The organism is Erwinia sp. (genome assembly GCF_031978025.1).
Lineage (GTDB): Bacteria > Pseudomonadota > Gammaproteobacteria > Enterobacterales > Enterobacteriaceae > Erwinia.
This window is the reverse complement of sequence record NZ_DALZCD010000043.1, coordinates 1-20,936: the sequence shown is the minus strand read 5'-3', so window position 1 is coordinate 20,936 and position 20,936 is coordinate 1. Positions and strand designations below refer to the sequence as shown.

The following is a 20,936-nucleotide window of genomic DNA, read 5'->3' as shown; positions in this document are numbered from 1 at the left end:
ACCGCCACGTTTTTATCAGAAAGATGCGGGAAATTTTTCATCGCTTCCTCAATACCGATCAAATGCGCTGGATTGTGCAGCGGGGCAAAAGAGGAAGCGTCTTTAATGCCCTGAACAATGTCCTGATCGATGACCACGGATTGGCTCAGCTTTTCGCCCCCGTGCACAATACGGTGACCTATTGCAGTAATTTGTGCAGACAGGGCCGGTTTTTGTGCCAGAATAGTTTTAACGATAAAGTTAAGCGCTTCACTGTGAGCTGCGCCAGCGCCCAAAGTGGCTTCCTGTTTTTCGCCTTCCAGTTTCCACTTAATGCGCGCGTCGGGCAGATGGAAACATTCGGCTAAACCGGAAAGATATTCGTCGCCGTTTGCGGGATCAAGAATGGCGAATTTTAACGAAGAGCTACCGCAGTTCAAAACCAGAACTAACTTACTCGACATGGTAGATCCTATTGGTTGAGGGTGGCGAAAAAAAACTCAATCAGACTATCAGCGTAGCGCATGAAAGCTGGTACATTATGATGAACATCATGCTGTCGGTATAATTTGTCCGAAAGCAAAAAAATTTCATAAAAGTCTAAAGATTTTTTGAATTGGTGCACGCCGACCCCTGTCAGCCAGGCAGAGTCGCAGCAAGCATGTAACAGCCATTCAACAATCGCGCACAGGATAACCAGAGTGCCTTGTAAAGACAAAATTTTTTGAATGGTGTCAGGTAAAGTTGTTACATGGTATTTTTTGTTTAATTTTTATCCGTGAAGTTGAGGTCAACCATGGCAAATGAATCCGGCACTGTCGGTTGGTTCAAGCTGTTTCAGAACGGGCAGCATTATATGAAGACGTGGCCTGCCGACAAGCGCCTCGCGCCGCTGTTTCCGGAAAACAGAGTCTCTACGGCGACGCGCTTCGGCATCCGTTTTATGCCGCCGCTGGCTATCTTCGCCATGACCTGGCAGATTGCCCTGGGGGGCCAGCTCGGCCCTGCGGTGGCGACTGCGCTGTTTGCCTGTAGCCTGCCGATGCAGGGCTTGTGGTGGTTGGGCAAGCGTTCCGCCACGCCTTTACCTCCTGCGCTGCTGAGCTGGTTTCACGAAATGCGCGAAAAACTGCAGGCGGCTGGCCAGGCGCTGGCCCCTGTAGAAGGCAAACCTACCTATCAGGCGCTGGCGGACGTGCTGAAACGCGCTTTCAAACAGCTCGACAAAACTTTCCTCGACGATCTTTGAGGACGGCAGGCTTCGCCGTCACGGCGGCGAAAAACTGCTCTGCATCAAAGAAGTCGCGTTTTGCTGTGCCTCGCCACAGCGCGTTGTGCGATCTTTAACCCTCTTTTCATTTTGTCCACCGCGACACCAGGAGTTAATGATGGAAATGACCCACGCACAGCGTTTGATCCTCTCTAATCAGTACAGGCTGATGAGCCTGCTGGATCCTGATAACCTCGAGCGCTACCACCGTCTGCAAACCATCGTCGAACGAGGCTATGGCCTTCAAATGCGCGAGCTGGACGGGGAATTCGGCGAGCTGCCGGAAGCCGTCTGCCGTAACCTGATTGATGTGATGGAAATGCACCACGCGCTGCACGTGTCCTGGACAAATCTGAAAGATTGCGGAGGAATCGAAGCGCGCCGCATAGCGTTTTTAGGCTTTGACGCCGCTACCGAGGCGCAATTTCTCGGTTACGTGCGGTTTATGGTACAGATTGAAGGCCGCTACACTCAGTTTGATGCGGGCAGCCACGGCTTTAACGCCCAGACGCCAATGTGGGAAAAGTATCAACGAATGCTGGCTGTGTGGCACACTTGTCCAAGGCAGTATCATCTGAGCGCGAACGAGATCGCGCAAATCATCAACGCCTGAGAAGGAATATGGAGTGAAGTGTAAAGGTTTTCTGTTTGATTTGGACGGCACGCTGGTGGATTCTTTACCGGTAGTCGAACGCGCCTGGGTAAACTGGGCTTCGCAGCACGACATCGCAGCGGATGATGTGCTGAATTTCATCCACGGCAAGCAGGCTATCACCTCACTGCGTCATTTTATGGCCGGCGCGTCTGAAGAGGCCATTCAGCAGGAGTTTCTGGCGCTGGAAAAAACCGAAGCGGAAGATACCGACGGCATTGTGGCCTTACCGGGCGCGGTTGAGCTCCTCGCCACGCTCAATGAGCTACATATTCCGTGGGCTATCGTGACGTCAGGATCCGTTCCCGTTGCTTCGGCCCGTCGTAAAGCAGCTGGCCTGCCGGAACCGGAAATCTTCGTGACGGCTGAACGCGTGCAAAATGGCAAACCGGCACCGGATGCCTATCTGCTCGGTGCCCAGCTGCTGCAACTGGAGCCGGAAGAGTGTGTGGTGGTGGAAGATGCCGCCGCGGGCATCCTTTCCGGCCTTGCCGCCGGCAGTCATGTGATTGCCGTCAACGCGCCAGCCGGGTCGCCTCGTCTGGAAGAGGTCGACATGCAGCTCAGCTCGCTGGAAGAGCTGATCATCAACAAAAATGGTGATGGCACCATCGACGTACATCGAAAGCACTAACTTATGATTTAGCCCCGCATCCGCGGGGCTTTTTTATGGCATCCTTCCGCTGTTTTTACTCATAAGCGGGAAGCGAATGTGAATAACGAGCTTATCTGGGTGCTAAGCCTGTTGGCGATGGCGATCGTGCTGTTTGTCAGCGGTAAGGTGCGCATGGACGTTGTGGCGCTGCTGGTCATTATTGCCTTTGTGCTCAGCGGCACGCTGACCTTGCAGGAAGCCACGATGGGCTTCAGCGATGCCAATGTATTGCTTATTGCCGCGCTGTTCGTGATTGGCGAAGGGCTGGTAAGAACCGGCGTGGCGCTGAGAATGGGCGACTGGCTGATGAAAATGGCGGGGAGTAGCGAAGCAAAAATGCTGGCTTTGCTGATGCTGACCGTTGCAGGCCTGGGCGCGTTTATGAGCTCGACCGGCGTGGTGGCCATTTTCATCCCGGTGGTCATGAGCGTATCGGCAAAGATGAACCGCTCGCCGGGCAGGCTGATGATGCCGCTGAGCTTTGCAGGCCTGATCAGCGGCATGCTGACGCTGGTGGCCACGGCGCCTAATCTGGTTATCAATAGCGAACTGGTGCGGGAAGGGCTGGCAGGATTTGGCTTCTTTGACGTCACGCCGATTGGCCTGGTCGCGCTGCTGCTGGGCATTGGCTACATGCTTGTCGCGCGTTTCTGGTTGGGGGAGGCGGAAACCAAAACCGCCCGTAAGGGACAGGAACGCACTTTTCGGGATTTGATAAAAGATTACAGGCTAAGCGGCAGAGCGCGCCGTCTGGCCGTTCACCCGACGTCGTCGCTGATTGGTAAGCCGCTGGATGATTTGCGCCTGCGCGAGCGTTACGGCATCAATGTAGTAGGGCTGGAGCGCTGGCGTAAATTCCGACGGGTGATGGTGCCAGTGACCGGCTTAACGCAGTTTCGTGCCCGCGACGTCCTGCTGATCGATATGTCTGCCGCCGATATTGATATCCGTGAATTTTGCAGCGAATACCAGCTTGAACCGATGATCCTGCGCGGGGAATACTTTTCCGATCGCGCGCAGGATGTTGGTATGGCGGAAGTCCTGATTTTTCCCGATTCTGAATTACAGGGGAAAACGCTGCGGGAAAGCGCGTTTCGTACGCGTTACGGTGTAAGCGTGATCGGCATCCGTCGGCGTGGCGAAGTGCTGGAAGGCGTGCTGAGCGATCTGCCGCTGGAACAGGGTGACTGTTTGCTGGTGATCGGCGACTGGAAAAAAATCACTCAGCTACAGCAGCAAAAGCGGGATGTGCTGCTGCTCAGCCTGCCCGCCGAAGTAAAGGACGTAGCGCCCGCCAGCAGCCAGGCGCCGCACGCCCTTTTTTGCCTGGCACTGATGGTCGCCATGATGCTCACCAATGAAATTCCCAATCCTGTCGCGGCATTAATCGCCTGTCTGCTGATGGGCAAATTTCGCTGCATCGATATGGAAAGCGCCTATCGGGCGATCCACTGGCCGAGCATTATCCTGATTGTTGGTATGATGCCGTTTGCGCTGGCGCTGCAAAAAACCGGGGGCATTACGCTGATTGTGGACGGACTCATGGATGTGGCCGGCGGCTATACGCCGCACGTTATGCTGACCTGTCTCTTTATACTCTGCGCGACTATCGGCCTGTTTATTTCTAATACCGCCACGGCGGTGCTGATGGCACCGGTAGGGGTGGCAGCCGCGCATCAAATGGGCGTGTCGCCTTATCCTTTCGCGATGATTGTGGCGGTAGCGGCTTCCAGCGCCTTTATGACGCCGGTTTCAAGCCCGGTTAACACGCTGGTGCTGGGGCCGGGCGGCTACCGCTTCAGCGATTTTGTCAAAACGGGCGTGCCTTTTACGCTATTGATTATGGTGGTCAGCGTGCTGCTGGTGCCGCTGCTTTTTCCATTTTGAGTGCGGCTACAGCGATTCCTGACTGATTTCATCCAGCGAGAGGCTAAAGCTGGGCACGAAAACCTCCACAAAATAGTCCATTTCCGGGCTGCGCCGTTGGGTCAGCGTCTTCTCCAGCCGGGCTTTTGCCAGCTGGAACTCATGATTACCGGCGGCAAGCTCCTCCAGGCATTTCAGGTAGGCGCAGAGCGCGTCGGCCTGTTTAACGATCGCCGTCTCGTCTTCGCTGCGCTGCTGCTCATCCAGCAGCGGGCGCCAGGCGTCCTGCAGCTCTTCGGGCAGCATTTCAACCAGTTTTTGCTGCGCTATTTTTTCAATTTTCTTATATTCGTTAGCGATCTGCGCGTTGTAATACTTCACCGGCGTGGGCAAATCCCCCGTCAGGACCTCGCTGGCGTCATGGTACATCGCTATCAGCGCGATCCTTTCAGCGTTGAGGTTACCGTTGAATTTTTTATTTTTAATCACTGCCAGCGCGTGAGCCACCATAGCGACCTGCAGGCTGTGCTCGGAGACGTTTTCTGTGCGCACGTTGCGCATCAATGGCCAGCGGTTGATGAGTTTTAAACGGGAGAGATGGGCGAAAAAATGGCTTTGATTCATCGAGCGGTTTCCTGTGCCTGAAGACCAGAGCGGGAGAGGTTCCGCTCTGGCATCACAGTATAGCCGCTTCAGTTCATAGTTTGCAGCGATATTGGCCGACGCGAGACTACTGGCGATAGCCTTCCAGGAAACGACCAAACTTGCCGATAGCCATCGACAAATCGTTTACGTGAGGCAGGGTAACGATGCGCACGTGATCCGGCCATGGCCAGTTGAAGGCGCTGCCTTGAACCAACAGCACTTTTTCCTGCAGCAGAAAATCCAGCACCATTTTTTGATCGTCGTGGATATTAAATTTTTTGGCATCGATTTTTGGGAACATATAGAGCGCGCCGTCTGGCTTGACGCAGCTGACGCCCGGAATATCGTTAATCAGTTCCCAGGCACGCTGACGCTGTTCATACAGTCTGCCACCCGGCACAATAAACTCGCTGATACTCTGGTAACCGCCAAGCGCGGTCTGAATGGCATGCTGTGCGGGAACGTTGGCGCACAGGCGCATCGAAGCCAGCATCTCCAGCCCTTCGATATAGCCTTTAGCATGTTTTTTTGGCCCGTTCAGTACCATCCAACCCTGACGGAAACCCGCCACACGGTAAGTTTTAGAAAGACCGTTAAAGGTAATAGTCAACAGGTCCGGCGCCAGCGCGGCGATAGAGTGGTGCTGAGCGGCGTCATAAAGGATCTTGTCGTAGATTTCATCGGCGAAAATGATCAAATTATGCTGTCTGGCCAGCTCCACAACTTCCAGCAGCAGCTCCTTGCTGTAAACTGCGCCGGTTGGATTATTAGGGTTAATAATCACAATACCGCGGGTGCGTGGCGTAATTTTGCTGCGAATATCGTCCAGGTCCGGGAACCATCCAGCCGATTCGTCACACAAATAGTGTACGGCTTTACCACCGGATAGTGAAACTGCAGCCGTCCATAGTGGATAATCGGGTGCCGGCACCAGCATCTCATCACCGCTGTTCAGCAACGCCTGCATCGACTGGACGATCAGTTCAGAAACGCCGTTGCCGATATAGACATCCTCGACGGTAACTTCGCGCAGGCCGCGAGCCTGGTAATGCTGCACGATAGCTTTACGCGCCGAGTAAAGGCCTTTTGAATCACAATAGCCCTGTGCGCTCGGGAGGTTGCGAATGACATCAACCAGAATTTCATCAGGGGCTTCAAAACCAAAAGGCGCGGGATTGCCAATATTGAGCTTGAGGACTTTATTGCCTTCTTCTTCAAGGCGTCGGGCCTCTTTTAACACCGGGCCACGGATGTCGTAACAAACGTTATCGAGCTTGCTGGATTTATCAATTGGGGTCATTTCATTCGCCTTTGGCTGAGCCGCATTCCTGCCGTGGAAAAGTAAACCCGCACAATGTACTCCTCTCGCCAGCGCTTTTGAAGCCCGATAGCGGCTTTGTCCGGCGTGCTTGCGCGTTGATGGGAAGGCCGGAAAGAGGAATAGGTACGCCTCTGCTGCTTTTCGGAAGAGAAGGTTTAATAAAACTTACGCCTGCACGGGGCGCTGGTCTAAAGAAAAAAGCCCATTTTTTTTCCTGCAAAAAAACTTTTTTTGTCAGGTTAAGGTAAAATAAAGTGTATTGATACCAGGGTGAACTATTCAATATTCCTTAACTGAGTGCGCGGAAGTTGCTCGCCGTGCTGTTTGCGGCTTACGGTGAAAAGGCAGGAGAACATCCGCTGGAACGCGCTACAATTGCTGATATATTGTTACTAATTGATAAATTTTATCGCGCAAAGCGTGCAGAAGATGCGATTCACAATAAAAAATTATTTTACTGATAAGAATAATCGGATTTGGGCTTAAAAATTAATCGACAGTATGTCAGGATATCCTTCAGGAAAAGGTGCATCTGAGACGCCCGTTTCCCAAAGTATGTTTAGCTTGTTTTATCGCCATAAATGTTAAGTTTTTTTTACTATTAATTTGCCGTAACTACAGTGTACTGGCGCTTTATTTTTTTAGATGCGTCTTACACTGACCGCGCCGGGCTAAATTCGGCGGACGGCTGGGCGATAACAGAATCTAGCGACAGTGCTTGATGATCAACCTGACGCGCAGGTTTGCTGTACCAAACGTATACATCTGTCAGCGGCCTTGCGACGGTATCAGCCGGGCATATTGGGCCGCTGGGATAACACGTTTGTGATAGACGGTGATGACGAGCCACCAGGCCGCATTACTCACGGTTGCCTCTTTATCATTTTGATAAATAAGGCAATAACACCAGGGTAGTACTATCTTAAAAATCTTATAAAGTGAAGAAAACATGACCAGTGCAAATCGTCCAATTCTTAATCTCGATCTCGATCTGCTCAGAACGTTTGTGGCCGTCGCCGATCTGAATACCTTTGCAGCAGCTGCAGCAGCAGTCTGTCGTACACAGTCTGCCGTCAGTCAGCAGATGCAGCGTCTGGAGCAGCTGGTAGGTAAAGAGCTGTTCGCCCGACACGGCCGTAACAAGCTGCTGACCGAGCACGGTATCCAGCTGCTGGGCTATGCCAGAAAAATCCTGCGCTTTAACGATGAGGCCTGCACCTCACTGATGTACAGCAACATTCAGGGTGTGCTGACGATTGGCGCGTCTGACGATACGTCAGACACTATCCTGCCTTTCCTGCTCAACCGTGTGACTTCGGTTTATCCAAAACTGGCAATCGATGTTCGCGTTAAGCGTAATCCCTTCATGATGGAAATGTTGAATCAGGGCGAAGTCGATCTGGTTGTCACCACTTCCAGCCCGATGAACTTTACCTGGCAGGTGCTGCGTACTTCGCCAACGCTCTGGTATTGTGCGGCAGATTACGTGTTCCAGCGTGGAGAAGCTATCCCTCTGGTACTGCTTGACGAGCCAAGCCCTTATCGTGATATGGCTATCGATCACCTCAACGAGGCCGGTATCCCATGGCGCATCTCTTATGTTGCTTCTACGCTGGCTGCCGTGCGCGCTGCCGTTAAAGCAGGTCTGGGCGTCACCGCGCGTCCGGTTGAGATGATGAGTCCGGAGCTGCGCGTGATGGGGGCAGCAGAAGGCTTACCGATGCTGCCGGACACGGAATACCTGCTGTGCCGCAATCCGGAAAGCGACAACGAGCTGGCGCTGGCTATTTTTAATGCCATGGAGTCGAGCAACGATCCTTACAATCTGACCGCTACCGGTCAGGATCGCTCCGCTTTTGCGGATGAAGATGAGTAAAAAAAGGTTTTCTATAATCTTTTGATTTATCGTCAAAAATAATAAGTTACCTGTTTAAATAAGCTTTTCGGAACACGCTCTGTTTCGGAAAGCTTTTTTTATGGGTTTTTTACAGGATTCAAAGCCAGTTTCACCTGCCTTTTCCTTGTCGCTGGTTTAAAACAGACCAGTGTTCATTGCTGCCCTCTTCGACAGGCCATTTTCAGAAATTAAAAATCAGCCTGGATTGATTTTGCTCATTTCTGTTTGGCTATTTTTTTCTCATAAAGGCTAAAACCGTGTGCTGGATCAAAAAAATAACCCCTTTAAGGGGAAGGAAATACAGACAATTCCTGCCAAAATAACCCGTGTTAAAACCGCGATCCATGCAGGGAAATACCCGCTACACTTTAGTGCAGGGTCGATCACTGACACGATTTAGCGCAATATTTGCGCACCAAATGTTAAATAAATGCTACTTGTGTAAAATAACCTACAGATACTTTTATGAAAGTTGACAGAAGGTTATGTAAAGGAGTAAAAAACCCCATAAAATTGCTGCTTAATCAACAAAGACAGCATAGTTTATCTGGTTTTTTATTTTTCCCCTTGAATCGAGGCTTCAGCCAACTGCCGTGCATGAGAGCAGCCCCTGACGCCCCTTTATTGAGTTAAGCAGAGTGTATGTCAACAACCACTGAAGTCGTCGCTCATCACTGGGCGTTTGCCGTATTTCTTATCGTCGCCATAGGTCTGTGCTGTGCAATGTTGGCCGGAGCGTGGTTTCTGGGCGGAAAAGCGCGCGGAAGATACACAAATACCCCTTTTGAGTCCGGCGCCGCGCCGGTCGGTACCGCTAAGCTGCGCATGTCCGCCAAGTTTTATCTGGTGGCAATGTTCTTCGTCATTTTTGACGTGGAAGCGCTCTATCTGTACGCATGGTCGACCGCCATCCGCGAGAGCGGCTGGATCGGCTTTATCGAAGCCACCATCTTTATTTTGGTACTGCTTGCCGGGCTGGTTTATCTGGTGCGGATCCGCGCGCTGGACTGGGCTCCTGCACCTCGCCGTGTGGTAGCCAAAACAACCACCGTTTCGCATTCCCATCGTCACACGCAGTAAAAGCGAGGCATAACAATGGATTATACGCTAACCCGCGCAGACCCAAACGGCGATAACGATCGCTACCCGCTGCAGAAGCAGGAGATCGTTACCGACCCGCTGGAAAAGCACGTTCATCAAAGCGTTTATATGGGCAAGCTCGAACACGCTTTGCACGATATGGTGAACTGGGGACGTAAAAACTCTCTGTGGCCGTTTAACTTCGGCCTTTCCTGTTGTTACGTAGAAATGACAACTTCCTTTACCTCCGTGCACGACGTGGCGCGATTTGGTTCCGAAGTTATCCGCGCCTCGCCTCGCCAGGCCGATTTCATGGTGGTAGCCGGTACGCCTTTTACCAAAATGGCCCCGGTGATTCAGCGTCTTTACGATCAGATGTTGGAACCTAAGTGGGTCATTTCGATGGGGGCCTGCGCCAACTCCGGCGGCATGTACGATATCTATTCCGTGGTGCAGGGCGTAGACAAATTCCTGCCGGTTGACGTTTATATTCCTGGCTGTCCGCCGCGCCCCGAAGCCTATATGCAGGCGCTGCTGCTGCTGCAGGAATCGATCGGTAAAGAGCGCCGCCCGCTTTCCTGGGTCGTCGGCGATCAGGGCGTTTATCGCGCCAACATGCAGTCCGAACGTGAAAGGAAGCAGGGCGAACGCATTGCGGTCACCAACTTGCGCACCCCGGACGAAATTTAAGAGTTAATGGACAAGGCCCATTCAGCACGCAGAAAAAAATAATACGCGGGCGGCCTGTCCTGACGCCAATACTGAGTGCCTGTCGACAGGCCCACATGGTGAACGACCTATGACAGATTTAACCACGCAAGATCTCGCTCAGCCTGACTGGCAAACCCGTGATCACCTGGATGATCCGGTGATCGGCGAATTGCGTAACCGTTTTGGGCCAGATGCCTTTACCGTTCAGCCAACCCGTACCGGCATTCCGGTGGTTTGGGTGAGACGCGAACAATTATTGGAAATCATCACGTTTCTGCGCAAGCTGCCGAAGCCCTACGTCATGCTGTACGATTTACACGGCATGGATGAACGCCTGCGCACACATCGCGCCGGCCTGCCGGCAGCAGATTTCTCCGTTTTCTATCACCTGCTGTCCATTGAACGCAATCGCGACATCATGCTCAAGGTGGCACTGTCCGAAAACGATCTGCACGTGCCTACCATCACCAAAATTTTCGCCAATGCCAACTGGTACGAGCGCGAAACCTGGGAGATGTTTGGGATTACCTTTGATGGCCACCCGCACCTGACGCGCATCATGATGCCGCAAACGTGGGAAGGCCATCCGCTGCGTAAAGACTATCCGGCGCGTGCGACCGAGTTCGATCCCTTCGAGCTGACGAAGCAGAAAGAAGATCTGGAAATGGAGGCGATGACCTTCAAACCGGAAGAGTGGGGGATGAAGCGCGGTACCGCCAACGAGGACTTTATGTTCCTCAACCTCGGGCCTAACCACCCCTCTGCGCATGGTGCTTTCCGTATTATTCTGCAGCTGGACGGCGAAGAGATCGTCGACTGCGTACCGGATATCGGCTATCACCATCGCGGCGCGGAAAAGATGGGCGAACGCCAGTCCTGGCATAGCTACATTCCCTATACCGACCGTATTGAATACTTGGGCGGTTGCGTAAACGAGATGCCTTACGTGCTGGCTGTAGAAAAGCTGGCGGGTATTAAAGTGCCTGAGCGCGTGGACGTTATTCGCGTAATGCTCTCTGAACTGTTCCGTATCAACAGTCATCTTCTTTATATCTCTACGTTTATTCAGGACGTTGGTGCTATGTCGCCGGTGTTCTTTGCCTTTACCGACCGCCAGAAAATCTATGATGTGGTCGAAGCGATTACCGGTTTCCGTATGCATCCGGCCTGGTTCCGTATCGGCGGCGTGGCGCACGATCTGCCGAAGGGCTGGGATCGTCTGCTGCGCGAATTCCTTGACTGGATGCCGAAGCGCCTGAAGGCCTACGAGCAAACGGCGCTGAAAAACTCCGTGCTGATTGGCCGTGCCAAAGGCGTCTCTGCCTACAACATGGAGGAGGCGCTGGCCTGGGGCACCACCGGTGCTGGCCTGCGTGCGACCGGCCTGGATTTTGACGTGCGTAAATGGCGACCTTATTCCGGCTACGAAAACTTTGATTTTGAAGTGCCGATCGGTGACGGCATCAGCTGCGCCTACACCCGCGTAATGCTGAAAATGGAAGAGATGCGCCAGAGTATGCGCATTCTGGAACAGTGCCTGAAAAACATGCCGGAAGGGCCGTTTAAAGCCGATCATCCGCTGACCACGCCGCCGCCAAAAGAGCGTACGCTGCAGCATATTGAAACGCTGATCACCCACTTCCTGCAGGTTTCGTGGGGCCCGGTTATGCCGGCCAATGAATCTTTCCAGATGATTGAAGCCACCAAAGGGATCAATAGCTACTATCTGACCAGTGACGGCAGCACCATGAGCTACCGCACCCGCGTGCGCACGCCAAGCTTCCCGCATCTGCAGCAGATCCCTTCCGTCATCAACGGCAGCCTGGTATCCGATCTGATCGTTTATCTGGGCAGTATCGATTTTGTAATGTCAGACGTGGACCGCTAATTATGCACGATCAAAGAATTGCGATCGAAACGATCGAGCCTTCAGATGCTTTCGTCCTGAGTGCGACAGAGCATGATGCGATAGAACAGGAAAAGCACCATTACGAAGATGCGCGGGCGGCGTCGATTGAAGCGCTGAAAATCGTGCAGAAACAGCGCGGCTGGGTGCCCGATGGGGCTATCAGCGCCATTGCTGATGTGCTGGGCATTCCGGCCAGTGACGTAGAGGGCGTGGCCACGTTTTACAGCCAAATCTTCCGCCAGCCGGTTGGCCGCCACGTTATTCGCTACTGCGACAGCGTGGTTTGCCATATTACCGGCTATCAGGGTATTCAGGCCGCGCTGGAAGCTAACCTGAACATCAAGCCGGGGCAGACCACGGCGGACGGCCGCTTTACGCTGCTGCCAACCTGCTGCCTGGGCAACTGCGACAAAGGCCCAACGATGATGGTGGATGAAGACACGCATGTGCATCTTACGCCGGAAAACATTGTCACTTTACTGGAGCAGTATCAATGACCATTAAAGAGATTGTTCGTACTGCAGAGACGCACCCGCTGACCTGGCGTATGCGCGACGATAAGCAGCCGGTTTTTCTTGATGAATATCGCAGTAAAAACGGCTATGCCGGAGCAGAAAAAGCGCTGAAAGGCATGGCACCTGATGAAATCGTGGCACAGGTAAAAGACTCTGGCCTGAAAGGACGTGGCGGCGCAGGTTTCTCTACCGGCCTGAAGTGGAGCCTGATGCCGAAAGACGAATCCATGAACATCCGTTACCTGCTGTGTAACGCTGATGAGATGGAGCCAGGCACCTATAAAGACCGTCTGCTGATGGAGCAAATGCCGCATCAGCTGGTAGAAGGGATGCTGATCAGCGCCTTTGCGCTGAAAGCGTATCGCGGCTACATCTTCCTGCGTGGTGAATATATTGAGGCGGCCGTCAACCTCCGTCGCGCTATCGCTGAAGCTACCGAAGCGGGTTATCTGGGCAAAAACATTTTGGGCACCGGCTTTGATTTTGAGCTGATGGTGCATACGGGTGCTGGCCGCTATATCTGTGGCGAAGAAACCGCGCTGATTAACTCGCTGGAAGGCCGCCGCGCTAACCCTCGTTCCAAGCCACCTTTCCCTGCGTCTGCAGGTGCATGGGGCAAGCCGACCTGCGTCAATAACGTGGAAACGCTCTCCAACGTGCCGGCCATCCTGGCTAACGGCGTTGACTGGTATAAGAACATCTCTAAAAGTGAAGATACCGGCACCAAAATGATGGGCTTTTCCGGCAGGGTGAAAAACCCGGGCGTTTGGGAGCTGCCTTTCGGCACCACGGCGCGTGAAATTTTGGAAGATTACGCGGGCGGTATGCGCGACGGTCTGAAATTTAAGGCGTGGCAGCCTGGCGGAGCAGGGACTGACTTTCTCACCGAATCGCATCTGGATCTGCCGATGGAATTCGCCAGCATCGGCAAAGCGGGCAGCCGTCTTGGTACCGCGCTGGCGATGGCGGTCGACCATGAAATCAATATGGTTTCGCTGGTGCGCAACCTGGAAGAGTTTTTCGCACGTGAGTCGTGCGGCTGGTGTACGCCGTGCCGCGATGGTCTGCCGTGGAGCGTAAAAATTCTGCGTGCGCTGGAGCGTAAAGAGGGCCAGCCGGGCGATATCGAAACCCTGCTGCAGCTTTGCCGTCAGCTTGGTCCTGGAAAAACGTTTTGTGCACACGCGCCGGGCGCGGTAGAGCCGCTGCAAAGCGCCATCAAATATTTCCGTGAAGAGTTTGAAGCCGGTATGGCACCGCAGGTTTACAGCAACGCGCACGCTATCGCCGGTATTCAGGCGAACCTGCTGAAGGCTCGCTGGTAGACAAATAATCAGCGAATAAAAGTATCGCTAATTTTACCCAACAGATTTCAGGTTGCAGCAAGAAAAGGTCTCTCCCGAAGCGTCATTCAGACAGCGATTGGGATAAGAGAACGACACTAACGCCGCTGCAGCCTGAAAGATGAAAGGTAAAAAAGAATTGTGTTTAACGCTCGGTTTCGAGCCTTACTTGAGCAATTTCACTATGGCTACAATTCATGTAGACGGTAAAGAATACGACGTCGACGGCGCGGACAACCTGCTGCAGGCTTGCCTCTCGCTCGGCCTCGATATTCCTTATTTTTGCTGGCATCCGGCGCTCGGTAGCGTAGGTGCCTGCCGCCAGTGTGCGGTAAAGCAATTCCAGAATGCCGAAGATACCCGTGGTCGCCTGGTGATGTCCTGTATGACGCCAGCTTCCGACGGCACGTTTATTTCTATCGACGACGGCGAAGCGAAAGAGTTCCGCGAAAGCGTGGTGGAATGGCTGATGACCAACCACCCGCACGACTGTCCGGTCTGTGAAGAGGGCGGTAACTGTCATCTGCAGGATATGACCGTGATGACCGGCCACAGTTTCCGCCGTTATCGCTTTACCAAACGTACCCACCGCAATCAGGATCTCGGCCCGTTCATCTCGCACGAAATGAACCGCTGTATCGCCTGCTATCGCTGCGTGCGTTACTACAAAGATTACGCGGACGGCACGGATCTGGGCGTATATGGCGCGCACGATAACGTCTATTTTGGCCGCCCGGAAGATGGCGTGCTGGAGAGCGAATTCTCCGGGAACCTGGTGGAAATCTGTCCTACCGGCGTCTTTACCGATAAAACCCACTCGGCGCGTTATAACCGTAAATGGGATATGCAGTATGCGCCAAGCATCTGTCAGCAGTGCAGCGTCGGCTGCAACATCAGTCCCGGCGAGCGTTACGGCGAACTGCGTCGTATCGAAAACCGCTACAACGGCACCGTAAACCAGTACTTCCTGTGTGACCGTGGCCGCTTCGGTTATGGCTACGTGAACCTGAAGGATCGTCCACGCCAGCCGATGCAGCGTCGCGGTAATGACTGGATTGCCCTTAATGCTGAGCAGGCGATGCAGGGTGCGGCGGACGTGCTGCGCCAGGCGAAAAAAGTCATTGGTATCGGGTCACCACGTGCCAGCGTTGAAAGCAACTTCGCGCTGCGTGAACTGGTTGGCGCGGAAAATTTCTCTACCGGCATTCCGGCTGGCGAGCAGGCTCGTCTGGAGCTGATGCTGAAAGTCCTGCGTGAAGGCGGCATCCATACCCCAGCGCTGCGCGAAATTGAAAGTTACGACGCCGTCCTTGTGTTGGGCGAAGATCTGACTCAGGTTGGTGCACGCATTGCGCTCTCCGTGCGTCAAGCCGTTAAAGGCAAAGCGCGCGAGATGGCGGCAGCGCAAAAAGTCGCCGACTGGCAGATTGCCGCGATCATGAATATTGGTCAGCACGCCAGGCACCCGCTGTTTGTGACCAACGTGGACGAAACCCGCCTGGATGATATCGCTGCATGGAGCTACCGTGCGCCGGTGGAAGATCAGGCACGGGTGGGCTTTGCTATCGCTAATGCGCTCGATGAAGCGGCGCCGGCAGTAGAAGGCCTCGATCGTGAACTAAGCGGTAAAATCGACGTGGTGGTGCAGGCGCTGGCTGGCGCGAAGAAACCACTAATCATTTCTGGCGTACACGCGGGCAGCGAGGCGATGATTCAGGCCGCCGCTAACGTGGCCAGAGCGTTGAAAGGACGCGGTTCAGACGTCGGCATTACGCTGCTGTCCGGCGCGGCTAACAGCGTCGGGCTGGGCATGATGGGCGGCAAGCCGCTGGATGCGGCGCTGGACGAGCTGGAAAATGGCTCTGCCGATGCCGTTATCATCATGGAAAACGATCTCTATCGCCATGCGCCGAAAGCGCGGGTCGATGCCGCGTTAGCCAATACGCCAAACGTCATCGTTATCGATCATCAGCGTACGATGACGATGGAAAAAGCGGGCCTGATCCTGTCTACCGCCAGTTTTGCGGAAAGCGATGGCACCGTGGTTAATCAGGAAGGTCGCGCGCAGCGCTTCTTCCAGGTTTACGATCCGTCTTATTACGACGACAAAATCCAGATGCTGGAAAGCTGGCGCTGGCTGCACTCGCTTCAAAGCACCATCAGCAGCCGTGAAGTGGACTGGACGCAGCTCGATCACGTCATCGATGCCTGCGTAGCCGCGCTGCCGCAGCTGGCTGGCATTAAAGATGCTGCACCGGACGCCAGCTTCCGTATTCGTGGTCAGAAACTGGCTCGCTCGCCAATCCGCGCCAGTGGCCGTACCGCGGCTCGTGCCAATATCAGCGTGCACGAACCGCGCCAGCCGCAGGATAAAGACACTATGTTCGCTTTCTCTATGGAAGGGAACAACCAGCCGAGCGCGCCTCGTTCGCAAATTCCGTTTGCCTGGGCACCAGGTTGGAACTCACCTCAGGCCTGGAACAAGTTTCAGGATGAAGTGGGCGGCAAACTGCGCTTCGGCGATCCGGGTGTGCGCCTGTTTGAAGCGGGCGAGGGTCAGCTTGACTGGTTCACCACCGTGCCGGAAGCCTTTACGGGCAAAGAAAACGGCTGGCGCGTCGCACCTTATTTCCATCTGTTCGGCAGTGAGGAAATGACCCAGCGTTCACCGGTATTCCAGCAGCGTATGCCGCTGCCTTACGTGGTGGTTAACCCGCAAGATGCGGCGAAACTGGGCGTGAACGCAGGGGCGACGGTCGCTTTCCGCTGTGCCGGAGAAACGCTGCGTCTGCCGGTTCGCTTCTCGCCTGCTTTGCAGGCAGGGCAGGTGGGGTTACCGTTAGGCTTGCCGGGCGTTCCGCCGTTCCTGCTGGGAGCGAATATTGAGGATCTGCAGGAGGCAACGCTATGAACTGGCTGACACCGGAAGTTATTGATGTACTGATCGCCGTGGGTAAAGCGCTGGTGATCCTGTTTGTGGTGGTCGGCTGCGGGGCTTTTATGAGCTTCGGCGAGCGTCGCCTGCTCGGCCTGTTTCAGAACCGTTACGGGCCAAACCGTGTCGGCTGGGGCGGCTCGCTGCAGCTGGTAGCAGACATGATCAAAATGTTCTTTAAAGAGGACTGGACGCCGCCCTTTACCGATCGCGTGATTTTTACGCTGGCACCGATGATTGCTTTTACCTCACTGCTGTTGGCGATGGCGATTGTGCCGGTTACGTCGACCTGGATGGGCGCGGATCTGAATATTGGTCTGCTGTTTTTCCTGATGATGGCCGGTCTGGCCGTCTACGCGGTGCTGTTTGCAGGCTGGGCGAGTAACAACAAATACTCGCTGCTGGGGGCCATGCGCGCCTCGGCGCAGACCCTAAGCTATGAAGTGTTCCTCGGCTTGTCGCTGATGGGCGTGGTCGCGCAGGCGGGTTCGTTCAATATGGTTGATATCGTCAACAGCCAGCAGCACCTGTGGAACATCATTCCGCAGTTCTTCGGCTTCCTGACCTTTGCCATTGCGGGCGTTGCGGTCTGTCACCGCCATCCTTTTGACCAGCCGGAAGCGGAACAGGAGCTGGCTGACGGTTATCACATTGAATACGCCGGTATGAAATTTGGCCTGTTCTTCGTCGGTGAATACGTCGGTATCGTGACCGTTTCTTCCCTGATTGTGACGCTGTTCTTTGGCGGCTGGAACGGTCCGTGGCTGCCGCCCGTTTTCTGGTTCGCGATTAAAACAGCTTTCTTCATGATGATGTTTATTCTGATCCGTGCTGCGCTGCCGCGTCCGCGCTATGACCAGGTGATGTCGTTCGGCTGGAAAGTATGTCTGCCGTTGACGCTGTTGAACCTGCTGGCGACTGCCGCAGTGATTCTGTACAACGCGCAGTAAGAGGTTATTACCATGAAAATAAAAGACATTCTGGTAGGGTTCGGCACCACGGTGCGCAGTATCGTCCTGATTGGATCGAATGCTTTCGCGAAGCGTGAAACGCAGATGTACCCCGAAGAGCCGGTTTACTTGCCGCCTCGCTATCGTGGGCGCATCGTGTTGACCCGCGATCCCGACGGCCAGGAACGCTGCGTGGCCTGTAACCTGTGCGCGGTAGCCTGTCCTGTAGGCTGTATTTCGCTGCAGAAAGCAGAAACGCTGGACGGGCGTTGGTATCCGGAATTTTTCCGCATCAACTTCTCACGCTGCATCTTCTGCGGCCTGTGTGAAGAGGCCTGCCCGACCACGGCGATCCAGCTTACCCCGGATTTCGAATTGGGTGAGTTTAAGCGTCAGGATCTGGTTTATGAAAAAGAGAACCTGCTGATCTCCGGGCCGGGCAAGTATCCGGAATATAACTTCTACCGGATGGCGGGCATGGCGATCGAAGGCAAAGACAAAGGTGAAGCGGAAAGCGAAGCCAAACCCATCGACGTCAAGGGTTTGTTACCTTAAGGAGCCAGGCATGGAATTTGCGTTTTATCTTTGCGGACTGGTGGCGGTGCTGACAACGTTACGCGTTATCACCCACACTAACCCGGTCCACGCGCTGTTATATCTGATTATTTCCCTGCTTTCGGTGGCGGGCGTGTTCTTCTCGCTGGGCGCGTATTTTGCCGGTGCATTGGAAATTATCGTTTATGCGGGCGCTATCATGGTGCTGTTCGTGTTTGTGGTGATGATGCTTAACCTGGGCGACAGCGTGCAGGCGCAGGAGCGCGAGTGGCTGAAGCCGGGCGTCTGGTTCGGCCCTGGCCTGCTGTCGCTGTTGCTGCTGGCGGTCATCGTCTATGCCATCCTTACCCTTAATGACCAGGGTATTGACGGCAAGATGATCGATGCGAAAGCGGTCGGTATCAGCCTGTTTGGCCCTTATGTCCTGGCAGTAGAGCTGGCTTCCATGCTGCTGCTGGCAGGTCTGGTAGTGGCTTACCATATCGGTCGCGAACAGCGTCCTGGCGAAGTGCTGAGCAACCGACCCGACGCAGTGAAGAAGGAGGAAAACGCATGATCCCTTTGCAACATGGGCTTATCCTGGCAGCCATTCTGTTTGTGCTGGGTCTGACCGGGGTGGTGATCCGCCGTAACCTGCTGTTTATGCTGATCAGTCTTGAGATCATGATCAACGCGGCGGCGCTGGCGTTTGTGGTCGCAGGCAGTTATTGGGGGCAGGCAGACGGGCAGGTGATGTATATCCTGGCTATCAGCCTGGCCGCCGCCGAGGCAAGTATTGGCCTGGCGCTGCTGCTGCAGCTGCATCGTCGCAGCCAGAACCTCAATATTGATAAAGTGAGCGAGATGCGCGGATGAATCTTCTCTATTTAACTATTTTGTTCCCGCTGATCGGTTTCGTGCTGCTGGCTTTTTCACGCGGTCGCTGGTCGGAAAATCTTGCTGCCGCCGTAGGAATGGGCTCCGTAGGGCTGGCCGCGCTGGTCACGATTTACGCGGGACTGGACTTTTTTGCTCACGGTCAGGCGGTGTTTAACCAGGCGCTCTGGACCTGGATGCACGTTGGCAACTTTGATATCAAGGTCAATCTGACGCTGGACGGCCTGTCGCTGACTATGCTGTCGGTGGTGACGGGCGTTGGCTTCTTTATCCATATGTTCGCCTCCTGGTATATGCGCGGTGAAGAGGGTTACTCACGCTTTTTCGCCTATACCAACCTGTTTATCGCCAGCATGGTGGTCCTGGTACTGGCCGATAACCTGATGCTGATGTATCTGGGTTGGGAAGGTGTAGGGCTGTGCTCTTACCTGCTGATTGGCTTCTACTATACCAACCCGAACAACGGCGCGGCGGCGATGAAAGCGTTTATCATCACGCGTGTTGGCGACGTCTTCCTGGCTTTTGCGCTGTTTATTCTCTACAACGAGCTGGGCACGCTGAACTTCCGTGAGATGGTCGAACTGGCTCCGGCGCACTTCGCTGCAGACAATCATATGCTGCAATGGGCAACGTTGATGCTGCTTGGTGGCGCAGTAGGTAAATCGGCTCAGCTGCCGCTGCAAACCTGGCTGGCGGATGCGATGGCTGGCCCGACGCCGGTCTCCGCACTGATCCACGCCGCAACCATGGTAACGGCGGGCGTTTATCTGATTGCCCGCAGCCACGGTCTGTTCCTGATGACGCCGGAAGTGCTGCATCTGGTGGGCATTGTGGGTGCTGTCACGCTGGTGCTGGCTGGTTTTGCTGCTTTGGTGCAGACCGATATCAAGCGCGTACTGGCTTACTCTACCATGAGCCAGATTGGCTACATGTTCCTGGCGCTTGGCGTCCAGGCGTGGGATGCAGCGATTTTCCATCTGATGACCCATGCGTTTTTTAAAGCGCTGCTGTTCCTGTCGTCTGGTTCGGTGATCCTGGCCTGCCATCACGAGCAGAACATCTTCAAAATGGGTGGCCTGCGTAAAAGTATTCCGCTGGTCTATGCCTGCTTCCTGGTGGGTGGCGCGGCCCTGTCGGCACTGCCGCTGATTACTGCGGGCTTCTTCAGTAAGGACGAAATCCTGGCGGGTGCGCTGGCGAACGGTCATATTAATCTGATGGTAGCGGGTCTGGTCGGGGCCTTTATGACCTCGCTCTATACTTTCCGCATGATTTTTATCACCTTCCACGGCGAAGAGAAAATCCACGCGCACGCAGGCAAAGGCATTACGCACCATCTGCCGCTGATTGTGCTGCTTATCCTCTCTACCTTTATTGGCGCGCTGATTGTTCCCCCACTGCGCGGCGTACTGCCGGAAACAACCGAGCTGGCGCATGGCAGCGTATTGACGCTGGAAATCACCTCAGGCGTGGTAGCGATTATTGGCATCCTGCTGGCAGCCTTCCTGTGGCTGGGCAAACGCTCGCTGGTTAACAGTATTGCCGGTAGCGCGATTGGCCGCTTCTTCACCACCTGGTGGTTTGCCGCCTGGGGCTTCGACTGGCTTTACGACAAGATCTTCGTTAAGCCTTATCTGTTCGTTGCCTGGCTGCTTTCACGCGATCCGTTAAATGCCCTGATGAACATCCCGGCGCTCTTTTCTCGCCTGGCCAACAAAGGGCTGGTCGTCAGTGAAAACGGCTACCTGCGCTGGTACGTCGCTTCGATGAGCGTTGG

The 20,936-nt window shown here is 54.4% G+C and carries 19 protein-coding genes and 1 pseudogene; 17 read left to right on the top strand and 3 right to left on the bottom strand.

Annotation, left to right across the window (positions count from 1 at the left end):
• Nucleotides 1-443, bottom strand: a pseudogene (locus RTK32_RS05455) (acetate kinase); the annotation flags it as partial.
• A gap of 332 nt (nucleotides 444-775) precedes the next feature.
• Here RTK32_RS05455 and yfbV point away from each other — a divergent pair.
• The 4 genes from yfbV (at nucleotide 776) to RTK32_RS05435 (ending at nucleotide 4,443) form a co-directional block, all read left to right on the top strand.
• A complete protein-coding gene (gene yfbV, locus RTK32_RS05450) occupies nucleotides 776-1,228 on the top strand; it encodes a terminus macrodomain insulation protein YfbV (RefSeq protein WP_312042471.1) in 453 nt (150 codons plus the stop codon).
• 139 nt (nucleotides 1,229-1,367) lie between these two features.
• Complete coding sequence (locus RTK32_RS05445) at nucleotides 1,368-1,862, top strand: YfbU family protein (protein WP_312042473.1); 495 nt, start codon at nucleotides 1,368-1,370, stop codon at nucleotides 1,860-1,862.
• A gap of 13 nt (nucleotides 1,863-1,875) precedes the next feature.
• A complete protein-coding gene (locus RTK32_RS05440) occupies nucleotides 1,876-2,535 on the top strand; it encodes a sugar phosphatase (RefSeq protein ID WP_312042470.1) in 660 nt (219 codons plus the stop codon).
• Nucleotides 2,536-2,613: 78 nt separating this feature from the next.
• The gene (locus RTK32_RS05435; RefSeq protein WP_312042469.1) at nucleotides 2,614-4,443 is read left to right on the top strand and encodes an SLC13 family permease; all 1,830 of its coding nucleotides are present in this window, start codon (nucleotides 2,614-2,616) and stop codon (nucleotides 4,441-4,443) included.
• A gap of 6 nt (nucleotides 4,444-4,449) precedes the next feature.
• Here RTK32_RS05435 and yfbR read toward each other — a convergent pair whose 3' ends face one another.
• Both yfbR and RTK32_RS05425 read right to left on the bottom strand, forming a co-directional pair.
• Nucleotides 4,450-5,046 carry a 5'-deoxynucleotidase gene (gene yfbR / locus RTK32_RS05430; RefSeq protein ID WP_312042468.1) on the bottom strand — a complete coding sequence of 199 codons (597 nt, stop codon included), beginning with the start codon at nucleotides 5,044-5,046 and terminating at the stop codon, nucleotides 4,450-4,452.
• 106 nt (nucleotides 5,047-5,152) lie between these two features.
• Complete coding sequence (locus tag RTK32_RS05425) at nucleotides 5,153-6,367, bottom strand: pyridoxal phosphate-dependent aminotransferase (protein ID WP_312042467.1); 1,215 nt, start codon at nucleotides 6,365-6,367, stop codon at nucleotides 5,153-5,155.
• A gap of 338 nt (nucleotides 6,368-6,705) precedes the next feature.
• Between RTK32_RS05425 and RTK32_RS05420 the strand changes: the two genes are divergently transcribed.
• The 13 genes from RTK32_RS05420 to nuoL all read left to right on the top strand — a co-directional run.
• On the top strand, nucleotides 6,706-6,849 hold the full coding sequence (locus RTK32_RS05420; RefSeq protein ID WP_312042466.1) for a hypothetical protein: 144 nt from the start codon (nucleotides 6,706-6,708) through the stop codon (nucleotides 6,847-6,849).
• Nucleotides 6,850-7,337: 488 nt separating this feature from the next.
• A complete protein-coding gene (lrhA, locus tag RTK32_RS05415) occupies nucleotides 7,338-8,264 on the top strand; it encodes a transcriptional regulator LrhA (RefSeq protein WP_125288256.1) in 927 nt (308 codons plus the stop codon).
• A gap of 663 nt (nucleotides 8,265-8,927) precedes the next feature.
• The gene (locus RTK32_RS05410) at nucleotides 8,928-9,365 is read left to right on the top strand and encodes an NADH-quinone oxidoreductase subunit A (RefSeq protein WP_312042465.1); all 438 of its coding nucleotides are present in this window, start codon (nucleotides 8,928-8,930) and stop codon (nucleotides 9,363-9,365) included.
• A gap of 15 nt (nucleotides 9,366-9,380) precedes the next feature.
• Nucleotides 9,381-10,055, top strand: coding sequence for an NADH-quinone oxidoreductase subunit B family protein (locus RTK32_RS05405; RefSeq protein WP_125288254.1), 675 nt, complete (start codon nucleotides 9,381-9,383; stop codon nucleotides 10,053-10,055).
• Nucleotides 10,056-10,164: 109 nt separating this feature from the next.
• Nucleotides 10,165-11,964, top strand: coding sequence for an NADH-quinone oxidoreductase subunit C/D (nuoC, locus tag RTK32_RS05400; protein WP_312042464.1), 1,800 nt, complete (start codon nucleotides 10,165-10,167; stop codon nucleotides 11,962-11,964).
• A 2-nt stretch (nucleotides 11,965-11,966) separates the two neighbouring features.
• Nucleotides 11,967-12,482: an NADH-quinone oxidoreductase subunit NuoE gene (nuoE, locus tag RTK32_RS05395; protein WP_312042463.1), complete on the top strand. Its 516-nt coding sequence runs from the start codon at nucleotides 11,967-11,969 to the stop codon at nucleotides 12,480-12,482.
• 2 nt (nucleotides 12,483-12,484) lie between these two features.
• Nucleotides 12,485-13,825: an NADH-quinone oxidoreductase subunit NuoF gene (nuoF, locus tag RTK32_RS05390; protein ID WP_312042472.1), complete on the top strand. Its 1,341-nt coding sequence runs from the start codon at nucleotides 12,485-12,487 to the stop codon at nucleotides 13,823-13,825.
• Between the two features lie 202 nt (nucleotides 13,826-14,027).
• A complete protein-coding gene (gene nuoG / locus RTK32_RS05385; protein WP_312042462.1) occupies nucleotides 14,028-16,754 on the top strand; it encodes an NADH-quinone oxidoreductase subunit NuoG in 2,727 nt (908 codons plus the stop codon).
• Nucleotides 16,751-17,728, top strand: a complete 978-nt coding sequence (gene nuoH, locus RTK32_RS05380; RefSeq protein ID WP_312042461.1) for an NADH-quinone oxidoreductase subunit NuoH — start codon at nucleotides 16,751-16,753, stop codon at nucleotides 17,726-17,728. The genes nuoG and nuoH overlap by 4 nt, the downstream gene beginning before the upstream one ends.
• A gap of 12 nt (nucleotides 17,729-17,740) precedes the next feature.
• Nucleotides 17,741-18,283, top strand: coding sequence for an NADH-quinone oxidoreductase subunit NuoI (gene nuoI / locus RTK32_RS05375; RefSeq protein WP_253459790.1), 543 nt, complete (start codon nucleotides 17,741-17,743; stop codon nucleotides 18,281-18,283).
• Between the two features lie 10 nt (nucleotides 18,284-18,293).
• Complete coding sequence (gene nuoJ, locus RTK32_RS05370) at nucleotides 18,294-18,839, top strand: NADH-quinone oxidoreductase subunit J (RefSeq protein ID WP_312042460.1); 546 nt, start codon at nucleotides 18,294-18,296, stop codon at nucleotides 18,837-18,839.
• Nucleotides 18,836-19,138: an NADH-quinone oxidoreductase subunit NuoK gene (nuoK, locus tag RTK32_RS05365; RefSeq protein WP_034894855.1), complete on the top strand. Its 303-nt coding sequence runs from the start codon at nucleotides 18,836-18,838 to the stop codon at nucleotides 19,136-19,138. Before nuoJ ends, nuoK begins: the two co-directional genes overlap by 4 nt.
• Nucleotides 19,135-20,936, top strand: a 1,802-nt coding sequence (gene nuoL / locus RTK32_RS05360) for an NADH-quinone oxidoreductase subunit L (RefSeq protein ID WP_312042459.1), incomplete at its 3' end; no start/stop codon positions are given. The genes nuoK and nuoL, both read left to right, overlap by 4 nt.